This is a genomic window from Clostridium sp. HBUAS56010 (assembly GCF_007115105.1).
Classification (GTDB): Bacteria; Bacillota; Clostridia; order Lachnospirales; family Lachnospiraceae; genus Lacrimispora.
Window position 1 is genome coordinate 91,487 of the sequence record NZ_SULJ01000002.1, and the last position, 14,746, is coordinate 106,232.

Genomic DNA, 14,746 nt, shown 5'->3' on the forward strand with positions numbered 1-14,746 from the left:
GGATATATAATAAGAGAAGACAAGATTTATTACCAATGAGGAGGTAACAGGTATGCCATGGACATCTAATTTATCCGTAGGAATTTCAATGATTGACGACCAGCACAAGATGTGGTTCGAGAAAGCTGAGGCACTTTTTGAAGCAGGTAAGAATAACAAAGCCAAAGAATATGTAGGGGAACTTCTTTCCTTTCTGGATGACTATACAAAAAAGCATTTTTCTGATGAAGAAAAGTATATGTTGAGTATCCATTATCCGGGATATGACGAGCAGAAAAAAGCTCATACCGCTTTTATTTCACAGCTTACTAAATTAAAAAGTGATTATAATGCTTCTGGCGGTAATTTACTGGTAATTTTAAATGCCAACCAGATGATTCTGGACTGGCTTACAAAGCATATTTCCAATATGGATAAGAAAATTGGGGAATATGCAAAGAAACCTCATTAATTGCCTGAATTGCTCGAAAAAGCAAAGAGTGCAGAAAGTGTGCAATGAAAAAGCGCCATAGCTTCCTGGATTTTCAGTTTCTATGACGCTTTTTTTGTTACCCCAATTTACTTATACAAACTTATACTTTACTTCACAGCCATAAGAGATGCGGTTGCAGATATTTACCACCCGCTCCATAACAGCGGCGGTCTTTCCATTTTCTACTTTGATATTCATTTCTTTTAAATCCTTTGAGATCCTAATATCCTCTACTCCGTCGACCTTGGCAATCTCTGTTTCAATATTTCTGGCTTTTTTCCGGTCTGACAAGGCATAAACGTGGTAACTCCGGTTCACGCTCCCCCCTCCTTTCCACATGTTATTCTACTTCTATTGTAGACATGGGGGAGGGTGTTTAAACGGTAGGGCCGGGCTTTGTTAAAACTTTTTTAATTTTATCTATAAGCCCTAAATCCGCTGGAAGCCATTGTACAGTATATAAATTTTCAACTGTCAACCATTTTGCTGCTTCATGTTCTCTAAGTACAAAATCACTACTTTTCATATTGCATAAAAACAATCCATGCTTATTTCATTATCTTGTTAATTCTATCCTGTATCTTACATTATTAAAATAGTAAAAATCGCTTCTTCAATTACCTTTACACACTCATCTGTATGTTTTTTAATATCCTCACCCCAGAATCTAATTACGGTCCAGCCTTCGAACAGTAATTTTTTATTGATTGCGTCATCTCTTTCACGATTTCTTGAAATTTTACTGATCCAGAATTCACTATTATTGCTTTTTTCTAATTTTAGCTTTAAAACTTCCCAATCCTTTCCATGAAAAAACTCACCATCACAAAAAATTGCTATTTTATATTTTGTTAGAACAATATCCGGACAGCCTGGTATCTTTTTATAATTTTTACGATAATGGTATCCCTTCTTCCATAAAGCCTTTCTCAGAATCACTTCTATTTTGGTATCTTTTCCATGGATATTTTTCATATTTTTATGTCTCTGCTCTTTTGTTAAAACATCCATAAAACACCTCCTATTTTCGTTCAATTAATTTTGCAAGTTTCATAATTTCATTTTCATCCTGTCGCACATTTATGTTCATCAGTGTTTTGACATCTATAAGGATTCCCTGTATCATTTCAAAGTCGTTTTTATTATCTTTCCAGTTACTAATTGCACAACCAGCTTTTATCATTTTCAAATTTTCTTTATATCTACTTTTCAAAGAATCAAATGGCATGACAAAGGCATTAAACACCCTCATATTTTCTCCATGAATTTTTTTGATTTTTTCTTCCCCAGCTACGTACTCCCCATATGTGATCTGCTTATTAATTGAGGTTGATCCCGGCAAATCCCATGTCTTCCCAGTAACCCCATATTTATAATACTTTGCATCTAAAATATAAATATTATTTTCATACAGCATGATTGTATCTGGCTCTAGTGAAGCATTATTATATATTTTCTGTGGTAAAAGCCATGATGTTTTCGGGAAATAATCTGCTTTGTTTTCAATTCCAAATACTTTGTCTATCATTTTCTCCCAGACATATTCAAAACGGTATGTACCATACCTATAAATTTTATCTGCCTCATTGTCACCTTGAAATTTTATAATTGCTATCATATGTTTTAATAAAATTCTATTACGATCATTAAATGTATCTGCCAGCCTTGTCTTTATAACTGAGATAAACAGCTTTTTGTTTTTCTTTACTCTTGCTTTTTTAGGCATTGATTTCGTAAACAGCCATCCAATTTTATCAAAGCTTTCATACACGCACAACTCGTGAATTAAGGTTATTAGCTCATTTTCTTTGATCGTGTTTTTCTTTGTCATAAAGTCCAGATAAAATATGTCATTATCTTGCACATATGGATGCTGCGTCTTAATTGTTCTTCCCCAGTTTATCTTTCCTGTTTTCGATACTTCATAGACCATTTCCTGTCCTTTGAAATAACCCCTGTCATAATAATCTCGGATTATGAACATATAGGATTGAATAGGAAAATCTACTTCATCAAATTTATCCCCTTGGTTAAGAATCTCTGAATCTTTACGTTCTGTATTAGATCCTAATGTTGAAAATAACAACAAAATATCTTTTCTTAAATCCTTATCATTTTCTGACACATGGTACCCCAGAGGAAAATTGATACTCAAATCACCATTGTTACACTTTAATCCAACAAAAGTATCCATATCTCTATTTGAATTGATAGAACATTTACTTCTTATATCAATCTCCTGCATCTCGTCACCACCTGGCCTAATTATCCAAACCTTCCTTTTTATCCATCTGCATTTTTGCAATCATTTTATTATATATATCTAATCTCAAAACTGTTGCCAGTTTATCTGTCGTTGAATTTTCATAAGCAGTAATTACATCTTCCAGTGACTTATATTCATCTCTGAATATTGCCACCTTATCCATTTTGAAAGCATCATCCCACAGATATTTCAATACTTTTTCTGGAAAACGGGTTACTTCCAATTCTTTCTTTTTTGCAAAATATGCACCAAGTCGCTTATCTTCAGAACTTGCCATATCTAGATTTATATCTACAACAAGGTCATTAATAACCGTTGCAAAAGCTCCCCAGCTCAACTCTGTCCCAGCAATTATTGACTTTGAATGATTTGCGGAATCAAAATTGTTTTCTATCTGTTTCATATTCCATCTTCGTTGAAACGCGGTATCTAGTGTAAAAACATTCTGATCTGCTGTATTCATTGTAGCAAGAATAAACATATTTGATGGAATTTTAACAAAATGATTTTCATTACCATACACTTCGTATGCAACATCGTAATTGGCTATTCCGTACTCACTTTCCCCTATTTCTTCGGTGGAAAACTCCTCTTCGTCATCTTTCCGGTCCAACAATTGAAATATTTCACCAAATATAGCAGGTGAATTTCCCCTGTTAAGCTCCTCTATTATGAGATAATAGTAATTTATCGGATCATTTACTGCCTTTTTAAGCATTTTTGTAAATGGTCCAGGCGTAAATACATATTTTAATTTATCCCCATTTTCTGTTTTCTCAACTCTTGGCAAAATCTGCCCCACAAAATCAGAATATGTGTAATCTGGATGAAAAACTACCCTTTCTATATATCTTTCATCTGCGCAATATTTTGTTTTAATTATATGGCTCTTTCCAGCTCCTGGAACACCATATAATAAAATATTCTCTGCTCCTGTTTTCCTTTTTGCAGATCCCAAATCACTGCTCATAATTTTATCATTTTCTCCTAATATAGAAATCCCATATGTATTTTTGTTTAGGCAACGATAAATGTTTAAGGCTTTTTGTAATTCAGTTGAATATGAATCATTTAATCCCGATTCCTTGATAATATCAGGCGCACGAAAATTTTTCTCCAAAATATTCTTTCCATATTTGATTCCGAAAATATGTATGGAAGCCACCCGCATCTTATCTTCTGCATTATCATACATATCCTTAAGAATTGTTCCAAGCTGCTGTAATGTATATTTTTTATCAGTAATTTCACTATCATTTATTTCAATCAGCTTCTTAATATCAACCTTTGTATTTGTTGGAAGTTTATAAAACTTATTATTTAATTTCGATAAATGATAATCACCTTGTGTTTCATCTGTTGCTTTGACTCCGATACAATCATATTCCAGGCTTTCCTTATGTTTTAATAAAACCAAGTAATCGCCCGTATGCAAATTCTTTCTAAATTCGACAAACGACTCATCGTCAATAGTTTTAAGTGATAACTGCACCTGATCCGATTGTGCTTTTCTCCTGCTCCTAACAATACTTGCGTTAACACAGACACTTTCATTTCCATCATAAATATTTTCAAGATTATCAGCTCCAAGATAATTGGTATTTTCTTTATACAAATACAGCGGAATCCGTGTGATAAAATATTTTTTTAATTGTTCGTCTCGATTATCGTACTCACACTCAAAGTATCCATCAGCCCTCAGATAGGGAAACATATTCATTTGTTCTCCCGAAATTGCGATATGAGTCTGATTGGTTGTACGACCTCCACCTAACGTATTAGATGTTTCAAGACGCTTTACAATAATGCCATCATATTCATTTTTACTTGACCCACCTACTACATGATGGATTATCTCTAATGCCTCGTTAAATTCCATTATTCATTCCCACCCTTCATATATTTTTTTATAACCTGTGCAATTGCCCTTCCTAATAAAGGAGGAACTGAATTACCTATCTGCATATATGTCTTTGTATATGCCCCTCTAAAGAAATAATCATCTGGAAACGACTGAACACGTGCTGCTTCTCTTGGAGTCAGCCCCCTTGCTTGATTTGGATGAATATACATATTGCAATCAAACTTCATATGTGCAGTAATTGTTTTACATATTTTATCATTTTCCAATTTAAAATATTTATCTTTAAAAATATCATTTCTTCTTGCATATGGCATAATATCCGCTATTTTAGGATCATCTGACCTGTCTCCTGGCTCCATTCTTCCATATATTTCTATATCTCTGTCATTATTGTAACGTGCCTTGTGGTTAATAACTGTATTTATTATGCGTCCTTGATTGATATAAGTAATATACGCATTAGCGTCTGTCTCCATATTTTTCTCTATTTTATATCCACATTCTTGTGAACCCTCTTCAGTCGAATTTCTGACTCTTGAGGCCTGTAATTCTCTAAGTCCAAATAATGCATCCCCCAAAGTATAATCTGGAATGTTTTTACTTAAAGCAAATATTTCTTTAAAAACGAACTCATTGTCTATTCCAATACGATTTCCAATATAAATCAAACGCTCTCTATTTTGTGGTACTCCGTAATCTTTCGCATTAAGTATCCGGCACTCAACTGTATAACCAATGTTTATAAAATCTTCCTTCACCTGTTCCGCAACTGATAGCATCCCCTTTACGTTTTCCATTACAAAGAATTTAGGATTCACTTTTTTTACAACTTCCAAATAACTCTTATATAAATGATTTCTTGGATCATCTATTAAACGCTGTCTATTAGCCATACTAAATCCTTGACAAGGTGGTCCACCGACAACAACATCAACTTTTCTACCAGCTAATAATTCTTTCAGATTATTAACAACATCATTGATATCTCCTAATACAATATGATCTCTTGGTGTTTCTGGATGATTATGCGCATACGTGTCCACACAGCAATCCTGTATATCATTTGCCAGACTTGTAATAAAACCTTCCTGAGTGAATCCAAGTGATAATCCTCCTGCTCCACAAAATAAATCTATCATCCTAAGTGCATTTTCAGGCACATTCTTTCTTGCATTCATAATATAAGTATTGCAATACTTGCTTACTGTGCAGACACTACAATTCTGACATTCACTATTACATATTGCTGCTATGTTCCTAAATGCATTTTCGAACTCAGAATCAACTAGTAATTCCTTCTTATAGAATTCCGCTCTGTTATCTAAAAAATATTCACCTGTTTTTTGTGTTACTCGTTGTACACACAAATCTATATTATCATTCTTAGTTAACCCTATTCCAGAAACCGCAAATGCTTCAAATTCTGTTTTATCATTTTTATAATTCATTAGTCTACCCACTCTCCAAGTTCCTTTAATGTATTTTTAACAGACTGGGCTACTTCTCTGGAAACATTTACTGTTACTGCATTCCCAAACTGTTTATATGCCTGAGAATCAGATACAGGTATTTTAAATGTATCTTCAAACCCCTGTAATCTTGCGCATTCACGAGGTGTTAATCGTCTCACTCGACCTTTTTGCGTAACATAGTTGTCTTGGCAGGCTCTGTGCATTTTAGCCATAGTAGCACACAAAGGTCTCGCTATTTTTAAATCAATTTCAGACTTTGCCTTATAACCACCAGTACCATCAGATAATATTGTAGGCAATATCCTGTCCGATAAAAAGTACTTTGGATTTACCTCTTGTTCCAATAAATCCTGTAAGGTTTTATCAAGCTCCCTTTTCTCTGGAAATTTATAATCTGCACTATCATTCGCAAAACAAACTATGTATGTTCTATTTCTAGTCTGTGGAACTCCGTAATCCGCCGAGTTCAATATATCACAATATACTTTATATCCCAATTCTTCTTCCAGAATTCTTTGTATTTCTTGATAGGTTCTTCCATTATCATGTGTTCTTAGAGATCTTACGTTTTCTAATATAACTGCTTTCGGTTTTTTACCTCTTTCAATTTTATCATTAATAATTTCAGCTATTCTGAAAAATAATGTTCCCCTGGTATCTTCAAATCCTTTTTGCTGTCCCATCATACTAAATGGCTGGCATGGAAATCCACCTATCAAGACATCACAATCTGGAATCTTATCTAAAGGAATTTCATTTATATCTCCATGTACAATATGTTTACCAAAATTAGTTTCATACGTTTGCACCGCATATTTATCAAAATCATTCGCCCAAATGATTTCATATCCCGTTTCAACAAATCCTTTATCAAGGCCCCCGAGTCCACTAAAAAATGATACGACTTTCACTTATTTTTCCTCCTTAAGCCTATTATTACGTATATATTCTCTAATCCATAATCCAATTTCAACAGAGGCGCTTTTTCCTTCACTATGTAATAAGTCCATGAATTCATCTTTAACCATCGGTTCAATCGCAATTTCAATTTTCGCTGTTTTTTTTCGACCTGCCGGCCTTCCACAGTTACTATTTTTTTTTCCAGTCATTTAGTTTCCCTCCATTTAACACCCTTATTATATAGTGTTTTTATCAGGGTGTAAACATATTTTTATTATATTTCTATACATTGCCCAAACCGCTTGATATAATATTCTTACTATTACAAGAAAGGGGTTTTATATGTACGCACAAATAATTGACGAACTAAATAATTATCTTAGAAGCTTGAATATAAGTGATAATCCAGTAAATCCAGATGAATTTCAAGCTATATTTGTAAAGAAATTGTCGAATCAGAATATCATAAAAGACAAACGCAGAATAAACGCAGGAGCTACTGTTTCCACTGTAAACCAGACTCATCTTGATATTACAGGCCGGCAAAGTATGTTGTTTTTCTTTGAATCTTTAAATGACGAAACTACTTCTATTCAGAACATAGCTATTGACTTATTTGAAACAAATTATAAATACCTTAACGATATAGACATTGCACAAAAGTCCTTTGATACAGATGGAAACACCTGCTTTGTCCGTTCTTCTGTTTCTATACCTCCTCATTTGTCTGGATGGAACAAAAAAATATATAGTTCTGCATACAAAAAATACGGACACACAGGCGATCAGATTCAGATTAACATCCCTGATTCAGATGAGATATTTACCAAATTTCATCATTTGGCCTTTCAAGACGACGCTTTAGTTTTATTGAAATATGATTATTTTCATTATCTGGCCATTATAATTCCTTTCGAACTATGTGACATTTTATATTCAATCACCAACACTCATGGCTATCAAAATGTAAATGTCACTGTTGATAACCCTTTTTATAATAGAGAAAACGCAAAACAAATCCAGTTCAATGAAATATCACAGGATCTTATGTATGATGAAGTTGATTTGTCTATGTTACAAAACTCATTAATCAATAGCCCTACTGCTGGAACGGATATTCCTAAACTTATTAAAACACGTATCTCACAAGGAGCTTTTCGTAGATTACTACTTTTGGAACGCCATCAATGTCTATTATGCGATGTTACAACCACATCCGTATTACGTGCAAGTCATATAAAAGAATGGTCTGAATCCTCACGTGAAGAACGAATAGATGCTGCAAATGGATTACTGCTTTGCGCTAATCATGATGCTCTTTTTGACCGGCATCTCATTTCCTTCAATCCTAAGACAGGGAATATCTGCATATCAGATTCCATTAGCGTCGCGCAAAAAACCTCATTGCGTATTCCTGATAGATTTAATCTTTCTCTTAATGACCGAATGAAAAACTATATGAAGATTCACTATCAAAAATACAAGGAAAACGAAAGTTAAATACAGCACAAAAAAGCAGGGGAAAATGGCTTCCTCTGCTTTTGGATATCAACAACACCGCCCCCTAGAGCGACTTCAATTTAATAGTCCATTATAGCTGGAAAACAATCATTTTTATCTTGTGCTGCCGTGATATTATTAATATCAATTTTCATCCATTTCTGTTCTTCTACCGGAATTAATTTTCCAATATTCATTCATTAACTTGCAATATTTTTCAGTGTCTATATTATCTCCAATCATTGCATCTATAAACTCTGTATTTCCAATTAAACATATTTTTTTTACAGTAATCATATATACCATCAAATAATTCAAAATAATCAATTAAACATTGTCGCTTTCTTTCTGTCATTTCTTCTTGTCTCTTTTCATCTTTATATTTGCGCCCCATGCTTCTAAACAATGGCTCTATTTTCTTATCTGTAAAATATTGATCCAAAATTCTCAAAAAATCTGTGAATCGTTTTTGACCTTTTGCATTATTTAATCCACCCGTACAAGGCATTAACAAAAAGTTTTTTAACATATGCATATTACTCGAATCTTTTACAGTAAAGTCTACATTACATGACATCGTAAAAATGTCACTATATTTTTTTTAAACTCAATTTCTTTAAAATCTTTTTTATTATCAAAATCCTGCTTAATAATTCTTGCTTGATTTTTACCTAATAAATTCTTCTCATTAAAATCTTTGTACTTCCAAAATATCCAAATTTGTGATTTATATATGTGTGAATACAAATGTCTCCATGTGACTTTTTTTCTATCAGCATCCATTTCACTTTACTCCATACTCAATAATGCTTAATTTTTTAGTAGCTAACCGTTACTTCCATCATAACACAGAAAACCTATTGGTACGAATAAACATTTAGTCCATTTTAATTCAGTTTAATTCATTGCTTCTAGAGAATCCTGTATCATTCGCAGTCCCAGATTATGGAGCTCCGCAGTCATACTGATTACGTACTCTGCCATTTGCAGTGGGTTTTTTATAAAATTATTTTCGAGTTTTTCAAATCTGTTGATGCATTCTTCCTCAAAATATCGTATCCTATTAATTATAGAGCACACCAATCCTTTGTTTTGTATTAGTTTGTCGCTAAATACTTTATCACAAAGTGGTGTTCTCTTTTTATTTATTTTCCATTATCCGAATAAAACTTTACGCTAGCCTAAATTTCCTTCAACTAAAACCACCTATTTCCGAATCACAAACAACCGATTCATTCCTTCCTGCCAGGGATACTGAAATTCCAGATAAATAAGAAGCTCTCCAAATACAGACAACTGTTCTTTCCAGTATCTTGTATCCTCCTGCCGAAGCCGGAGAATCCCCTCTTCCTCATAAAGGTCCTCCCCTACCTTTTCATAACCCAGAATATCCAGTTCTTCCTTTGAATAATAAGGATTCATTTTAATGAACCAGCAGCCGCCTGGTTTTAATATTTTATTTAATTTGTCCATTGTCTCACAAGATACCTCTCGAGGCATGACATCCAGAACATTTGATACAATTATTCCATCAAATTCACTCTGCTCAAACTGGTCCAGAAATTCTTCCCCTCCAACAAAAAAGTGAGCTTTCCTATATTGACTTAATCTGGCAGTTTTTTTCGCAAATTGAATACCAGTTTCCGCTTTATCCACTCCCACAACCTGATGCTCCGGTTCATATTGCAGGTATTGAAAAGAAATATCGCCTGCCCCGCACCCAAAATCAAGGACACGTTTTGTCATACTGGAAAATAGGTTCAGTGCTTCATCAAACATCGGCTCTACCTTTAAATTTACTCCTCTCAAATCAAGAGGTTCATATTCCTGGAAGACTTTATTCCACATAGCGGTTTCACGTTCATAGGCTTTCATATGTACTTTCTCCTTTGCCAAAATCATTCCTGCTTTTATTATACGTCTGTTCAGCCATTGTCTCAATCCCAGCTATTCTGTTAATTTCATAACCTGAGCCACAAAAAACCATGGCAGCACAGTACCATGGTTTTTTGACACTATAATGTTCAAAACGCAGCTTATTGTTGAAAAATCAGTTCTTCAATCAGAGAAAAAGTCTGGCAACAGTGGTAAATAAAAAGCACACAACCACTCCGGTTGCAGTTGGTACCAGCCAGGATACTGCTGTCCACTTCACACTTTGCGTCTCTTTGCGTATGGTTAGACAGGTGGTGGAACAGGGCCAGTGCATCAGGGAGAATAACAGGGTGCTGACGGCTGTAATCCAGGTCCAGCCGTTATTCACCAAAAGATCCTTTAAAACAGATAAATCACTGATCTCCAGGAGTTTTCCTTCTGCCATATACGCCATAATCATAATAGGAACTACAATTTCATTTGCCGGAAATCCCAGAATGAAAGCCAGCAAAATCACCCCATCCATGCCAATCATTCTGGCAAACGGATCTAAAAAACCAGAACATAGGGAAAGCAATGTAGTATCCCCTATTGTTAAATTAGCCATCAGCCAGATAACCATACCTGCAGGAGCGGCAACCACAATCGCCCGCCCAAGAACAAATAAGGTCCGGTCGAAAATAGAACGTACAATCACTTTTCCGATCTGCGGTCTTCGATAAGGGGGAAGTTCCAGGGTAAAGGAGGAAGGAATTCCCTTTAATATGGTGGCGGATAATAGCTTTGAAATAACCAGTGTCATAATGATTCCAAGAACAATCACCCCGGAAAGGATTGCCGCAGACAAAACAGAGGAAAATAAACCCGTAGCTCCTCCTACAAAAAACATGGCAATAATTGCAATCATGGTTGGAAACCTGCCATTACATGGCACAAAATTATTGGTAATCATGGCAATCAGCCGTTCTCGTGGAGAATCAATAATACGGCAGCCCACGATACCAGCCGCATTGCATCCAAATCCCATACACATGACAAGAGAAATCTATGGTTCTGATTGCTGATCTATTTCCGGCGGAAGGGTTTTAAAATAAATCCATACTTCCTGATTTTCTCCAATTTCAATCTTATCAATCAAAAGACGCATCAATCCGGCTGTGATCTTCTCCTGATTTCCAATATCCTCTAACCAGTCAAAAAGAGCATCCCCCTTCCCCTTTTCCTCTGTCAGCGTTTTATCTTCCTGGACTGCCAAAAGCCTGGATTCAATGTCCTTTTTTTCTTTCTCAAAAGCTTTCAGCATATGGAAAAAATGTTCCTCGGAAATTCTCTCATTGACTTTATCTTCATAAAGCTGAGTGGTAATAAGAAAAAGTTCTCTCTCTCTTTTTCTTAATGCTTTTTCGGTCCGTTCTGAGGAGGAGATTCTTCTATTATCATTTTTTTGTTCCAGAGATAAACGAATTTCTTCTTTCTGCCGACTGGTAAACGTCAAAAGAGAGTTTAATTCTCCGGCTATTACCTGATATAAAAAAGAATATCCAATGGAATGACTGGTACACACTCTCGTCCCATATTGTTTATATCCTCCGCACACCAAGCGGTATGTTTCCATTTTTCCCGGTTTTCCTGTTACAGACATTTTTCTTCCACAATCCCGGCATAAGGCAATTCCAGAAAACAGATGAAACATGTTCCCTGTCTGGGAACGTTTTCGTGGAACGCTTCTTTTCGTTACCTGGTCGAAGACCTCCTGGGAAATAATGGGTTCGTGCATATTTTTTACCACAACCCACTCAGCCCTTGGAATGGAAAGGGTGATGTTGCTTTTAAATGAAAGTTTGGAAGTCTTTCCCTGGACCACATGACCTAAATACACTGGATTTCCAAGTATCTTACAGATGGTACCGGACCGCCATTTTCTTTGGTGATCTGGTCTTTCTGCAGTCTGCTCCGGTTGTCTTAAAAAGCGATAATCCAGAGGAGTAAACACCTCTCTTTCATTTAAATCTGCGGCGATCTGACCGGGAGATTTACCCTCCTGTGCCTTTTTAAATATATCAATTACCACAGAAGCTGCCACCGGGTCCACCAGGAGATGGTTCTTATCCATGGGATCTTTCTTATAACCAAAGGGAGCAAAATTTCCAATATAAGCCCCTTCCCGTATCTTTGTCTGAAATGCACTTCGAATCTTCTTTGAAGTGTCTCTGGCATACATTTCATTCATAATATTTTTAAATGGTGCAATATCGTTATAGGAGTTGTCGGAATCATATCCATCATTAATGGCAATATAGCGGACTTTTTTAGAAGGAAAATAAAGCTCTGTCAATTGCCCCGTCAATATGTAGTCTCTTCCCAGACGGGATAAATCCTTTGTAATAACCAGGTTGATCCGTTTGGCTTCAATATCCCCAATAAGCTGCTGCCAGGCAGGACGCTCAAAATTGGTTCCGCTGAACCCATCGTCCACATATTCCCTATAAATGGGGAACCCATTTTCTTTTGCATAGGAACGGAGCATCTTTCTTTGGGTGCTGATGCTGGCACTTTCCCCCGCTCCTTCGTCGTCTTTTGATAACCTCATATATAAACCAGCCTGATACTCCTTTCTCATGGAAAAGGCTCTCCGGTTTCCCTGGACTTTCTCAGCCGTTCAACCACCAGCTCCAGAACCGTTTTTTCTCCCACATAGATCCGTTTCACATTTTCGTCCGGATGTGGTCTTTTCCTGGCAGTCTGTTTGATTGTCTTCATTGGAAACACCTCCTGAAAAAGCTTATTCCAGAAGGCTCGTACCGTATACGCCTCTCACAAAAAAAGACCTGCCAGAGAACCATGTCTCTGATCAGATCTTTTTTTGTATGAAATTAAGGCTGAGGAACAGGGACCTCAGGCACTGTCATGGCTGCACCTGGTCCATCTACAGACGGAGCCGGCTGTGTCTCCACAGGTGCCTGTGAATGGGTTTCTGGTGTTGTCTCAGGCTCTGTTTCCACTGGCTTATGTGTTGTGTTTCTATGAATAACTGCAGGCTTTCCCTTGTAGGAACTGTTGTGCAGCGGTTCTTCCTTTATAACGGTACCGTTCTTTTTTAAGACACGATAGCTCTTATATACCGATCCTGTGCTTCCCTGAGTTACAACCTTTTCCGTCCCAAATGGAACGGAGGGATTCTCTTCATAAGTTGGGGCTACCGGAGCCAGATCTCTTACTTTTTCCGAACGAATGGTCACAGTCTCACCAGCCTCTAAAAATGGGATTCCAACGATGGAGATCTTAAGGGTTCTGCCTTCCAGGGACCCACGGACCACAACGGCACTTCCACTTGTGTTCTTAAATTTTAAATCCGGACCGGCATAACCATCAAAGCTGACCATGGCATCTTGTCCCTTTTCTACATAAGAAGGGGCAAAGCTGTGGGAATTACGTTCTGTTGTCTTAAAGCCACTTTCAATAATGGCATGGTAGAGGGTGGTGGACACCTGACATACACCTCCGCCAGGTTCTTCTATGAGAATTCCATTCCGGTATGCACCTGCAGGCTGGTAACCTTTCTCCTTTGTCCGGTTGCCGGTGGCATTATTAAAGGAGAATTCCTGTCCTGGTTTTAAAACCATTCCATTGATGGAATCCACAGCAAGCCTGATATTCTGGTTTCTATTTTTATTATCAGTGGTTGTAGTGGTAAAGGTTCCGATCACCTTATAGAGTTCTTTTGCCTGTGCTTCGGTCCGTTCTGGAGGTATCTCTTCAAACTCTGCCTTTATTTCTGACTGGAAATCCTCTGCTTTCACTGCCTTCATCAGTTCTTCAACCAGCTTTTCCTGATTCAGTGTACGCCCATTCTGCCCGTTTGTGTAATGGTATGCTCCTGCTTCTTTATCAAAGGACTCCAATTCAGCTCCTACCGGGCTTTGATTCCATTTTTTTGCCAGTTCCTCTGCCTTTGCGGCAAATGGCGCCTGCATGGCTTCATAATCAATGTCATACTGCTGGGATTCTTCGGGGGAGGTTTCCTCCAGCTTTTTTCTAATCGCCTTAATCTGACCGTCCAAAAGATTATCCAGTAAGACGAAATCCGAACCATCACTTGCTGCCAGCCCCCATTGATACCGTTCTTCTATGGTCTCTTCTGCTTCTTCTATGGTCAGACCTGTTAAATCTGTGGTTCCAACTCTGGCAGAAGTCAGTTTCTTCGTCAGATCAACTTCCTTCCCGGTTGGTTCCGGTCCTTTTCCTTCCTGGTAGCTGGCTGATTTTGCCTGGCGGCCAGCCGATACATTAGAGTATAGCAGCCATGCAGATAACAGGATGGAAAAAGCCAATACACCAATTCCCAGTTTTCTTCTTCTCCTTCTGGACCGCCGCCTTCTAATCCTGTTTTTATCCAT

Annotated in this window: 15 protein-coding genes and 1 pseudogene; 2 read left to right on the forward strand and 14 right to left on the reverse strand. The window is 36.7% G+C overall.

Annotated elements, in window-relative coordinates:
• Window positions 1-52 precede the first annotated feature (52 nt).
• On the forward strand, window positions 53-451 hold the full coding sequence (locus FAY33_RS05015) for a bacteriohemerythrin (RefSeq protein ID WP_143319686.1): 399 nt from the start codon (window positions 53-55) through the stop codon (window positions 449-451).
• A gap of 111 nt (window positions 452-562) precedes the next feature.
• Here FAY33_RS05015 and FAY33_RS05020 read toward each other — a convergent pair whose 3' ends face one another.
• The 7 genes from FAY33_RS05020 to FAY33_RS05050 all read right to left on the reverse strand — a co-directional run bounded on the left by FAY33_RS05020 (window position 563) and on the right by FAY33_RS05050 (window position 7,183).
• The gene (locus FAY33_RS05020) at window positions 563-790 is read right to left on the reverse strand and encodes a hypothetical protein (protein ID WP_143319687.1); all 228 of its coding nucleotides are present in this window, start codon (window positions 788-790) and stop codon (window positions 563-565) included.
• Between the two features lie 264 nt (window positions 791-1,054).
• Window positions 1,055-1,483 carry a very short patch repair endonuclease gene (locus tag FAY33_RS05025; protein WP_143319688.1) on the reverse strand — a complete coding sequence of 143 codons (429 nt, stop codon included), beginning with the start codon at window positions 1,481-1,483 and terminating at the stop codon, window positions 1,055-1,057.
• A gap of 10 nt (window positions 1,484-1,493) precedes the next feature.
• Complete coding sequence (locus FAY33_RS05030) at window positions 1,494-2,717, reverse strand: LlaJI family restriction endonuclease (RefSeq protein WP_143319689.1); 1,224 nt, start codon at window positions 2,715-2,717, stop codon at window positions 1,494-1,496.
• Between the two features lie 16 nt (window positions 2,718-2,733).
• Window positions 2,734-4,617 carry an AAA family ATPase gene (locus tag FAY33_RS19870; protein ID WP_243126598.1) on the reverse strand — a complete coding sequence of 628 codons (1,884 nt, stop codon included), beginning with the start codon at window positions 4,615-4,617 and terminating at the stop codon, window positions 2,734-2,736.
• Window positions 4,617-6,050 (reverse strand): DNA cytosine methyltransferase, encoded by a 1,434-nt coding sequence (locus FAY33_RS05040; RefSeq protein WP_143319690.1) that lies wholly within the window; start codon window positions 6,048-6,050, stop codon window positions 4,617-4,619. The genes FAY33_RS19870 and FAY33_RS05040 overlap by 1 nt, the downstream gene beginning before the upstream one ends.
• Entirely contained in the window at window positions 6,050-6,985 is a 936-nt protein-coding gene (gene dcm / locus FAY33_RS05045; protein WP_143319691.1) for a DNA (cytosine-5-)-methyltransferase, read from the reverse strand. Before dcm ends, FAY33_RS05040 begins: the two co-directional genes overlap by 1 nt.
• The gene (locus FAY33_RS05050) at window positions 6,986-7,183 is read right to left on the reverse strand and encodes an antitoxin (RefSeq protein ID WP_143319692.1); all 198 of its coding nucleotides are present in this window, start codon (window positions 7,181-7,183) and stop codon (window positions 6,986-6,988) included.
• Between the two features lie 133 nt (window positions 7,184-7,316).
• Between FAY33_RS05050 and FAY33_RS05055 the strand changes: the two genes are divergently transcribed.
• The gene (locus tag FAY33_RS05055; protein ID WP_143319693.1) at window positions 7,317-8,474 is read left to right on the forward strand and encodes an HNH endonuclease; all 1,158 of its coding nucleotides are present in this window, start codon (window positions 7,317-7,319) and stop codon (window positions 8,472-8,474) included.
• A 229-nt stretch (window positions 8,475-8,703) separates the two neighbouring features.
• Here FAY33_RS05055 and FAY33_RS05060 read toward each other — a convergent pair whose 3' ends face one another.
• From FAY33_RS05060 to FAY33_RS05090, 7 genes and pseudogenes are all read right to left on the reverse strand, one after another.
• Complete coding sequence (locus tag FAY33_RS05060) at window positions 8,704-9,003, reverse strand: hypothetical protein (protein WP_143319694.1); 300 nt, start codon at window positions 9,001-9,003, stop codon at window positions 8,704-8,706.
• A gap of 32 nt (window positions 9,004-9,035) precedes the next feature.
• The gene (locus FAY33_RS05065) at window positions 9,036-9,257 is read right to left on the reverse strand and encodes a hypothetical protein (RefSeq protein WP_143319695.1); all 222 of its coding nucleotides are present in this window, start codon (window positions 9,255-9,257) and stop codon (window positions 9,036-9,038) included.
• Window positions 9,258-9,680: 423 nt separating this feature from the next.
• Window positions 9,681-10,349 (reverse strand): class I SAM-dependent methyltransferase, encoded by a 669-nt coding sequence (locus FAY33_RS05075; RefSeq protein WP_243126599.1) that lies wholly within the window; start codon window positions 10,347-10,349, stop codon window positions 9,681-9,683.
• 187 nt (window positions 10,350-10,536) lie between these two features.
• Window positions 10,537-11,391: pseudogene (locus FAY33_RS05080) on the reverse strand (nucleoside recognition domain-containing protein); the annotation flags it as partial.
• A 3-nt stretch (window positions 11,392-11,394) separates the two neighbouring features.
• Window positions 11,395-12,969: a recombinase family protein gene (locus FAY33_RS05085; protein ID WP_143319698.1), complete on the reverse strand. Its 1,575-nt coding sequence runs from the start codon at window positions 12,967-12,969 to the stop codon at window positions 11,395-11,397.
• On the reverse strand, window positions 12,966-13,109 hold the full coding sequence (locus FAY33_RS19280; RefSeq protein ID WP_185967498.1) for a hypothetical protein: 144 nt from the start codon (window positions 13,107-13,109) through the stop codon (window positions 12,966-12,968). Before FAY33_RS19280 ends, FAY33_RS05085 begins: the two co-directional genes overlap by 4 nt.
• Before the next feature lie 113 nt (window positions 13,110-13,222).
• A complete protein-coding gene (locus tag FAY33_RS05090) occupies window positions 13,223-14,746 on the reverse strand; it encodes a VanW family protein (protein ID WP_243126601.1) in 1,524 nt (507 codons plus the stop codon).

Coding starts and splice junctions, on each gene's coding strand:
- FAY33_RS05015 (WP_143319686.1), top strand. CDS start 53: ATGCCATGGACATCTAATTTATCCGTAGGAATTTCAATGATTGACGAC.
- FAY33_RS05025 (WP_143319688.1), bottom strand. CDS start 1,483: ATGGATGTTTTAACAAAAGAGCAGAGACATAAAAATATGAAAAATATC.
- FAY33_RS05030 (WP_143319689.1), bottom strand. CDS start 2,717: ATGCAGGAGATTGATATAAGAAGTAAATGTTCTATCAATTCAAATAGA.
- FAY33_RS19870 (WP_243126598.1), bottom strand. CDS start 4,617: ATGGAATTTAACGAGGCATTAGAGATAATCCATCATGTAGTAGGTGGG.
- FAY33_RS05040 (WP_143319690.1), bottom strand. CDS start 6,050: ATGAATTATAAAAATGATAAAACAGAATTTGAAGCATTTGCGGTTTCT.
- FAY33_RS05050 (WP_143319692.1), bottom strand. CDS start 7,183: ATGACTGGAAAAAAAAATAGTAACTGTGGAAGGCCGGCAGGTCGAAAA.
- FAY33_RS05055 (WP_143319693.1), top strand. CDS start 7,317: ATGTACGCACAAATAATTGACGAACTAAATAATTATCTTAGAAGCTTG.
- FAY33_RS05060 (WP_143319694.1), bottom strand. CDS start 9,003: ATGTTAAAAAACTTTTTGTTAATGCCTTGTACGGGTGGATTAAATAAT.
- FAY33_RS05065 (WP_143319695.1), bottom strand. CDS start 9,257: ATGGATGCTGATAGAAAAAAAGTCACATGGAGACATTTGTATTCACAC.
- FAY33_RS05075 (WP_243126599.1), bottom strand. CDS start 10,349: ATGAAAGCCTATGAACGTGAAACCGCTATGTGGAATAAAGTCTTCCAG.
- FAY33_RS05085 (WP_143319698.1), bottom strand. CDS start 12,969: ATGAGAAAGGAGTATCAGGCTGGTTTATATATGAGGTTATCAAAAGAC.
- FAY33_RS19280 (WP_185967498.1), bottom strand. CDS start 13,109: ATGAAGACAATCAAACAGACTGCCAGGAAAAGACCACATCCGGACGAA.
- FAY33_RS05090 (WP_243126601.1), bottom strand. CDS start 14,746: ATGGATAAAAACAGGATTAGAAGGCGGCGGTCCAGAAGGAGAAGAAGA.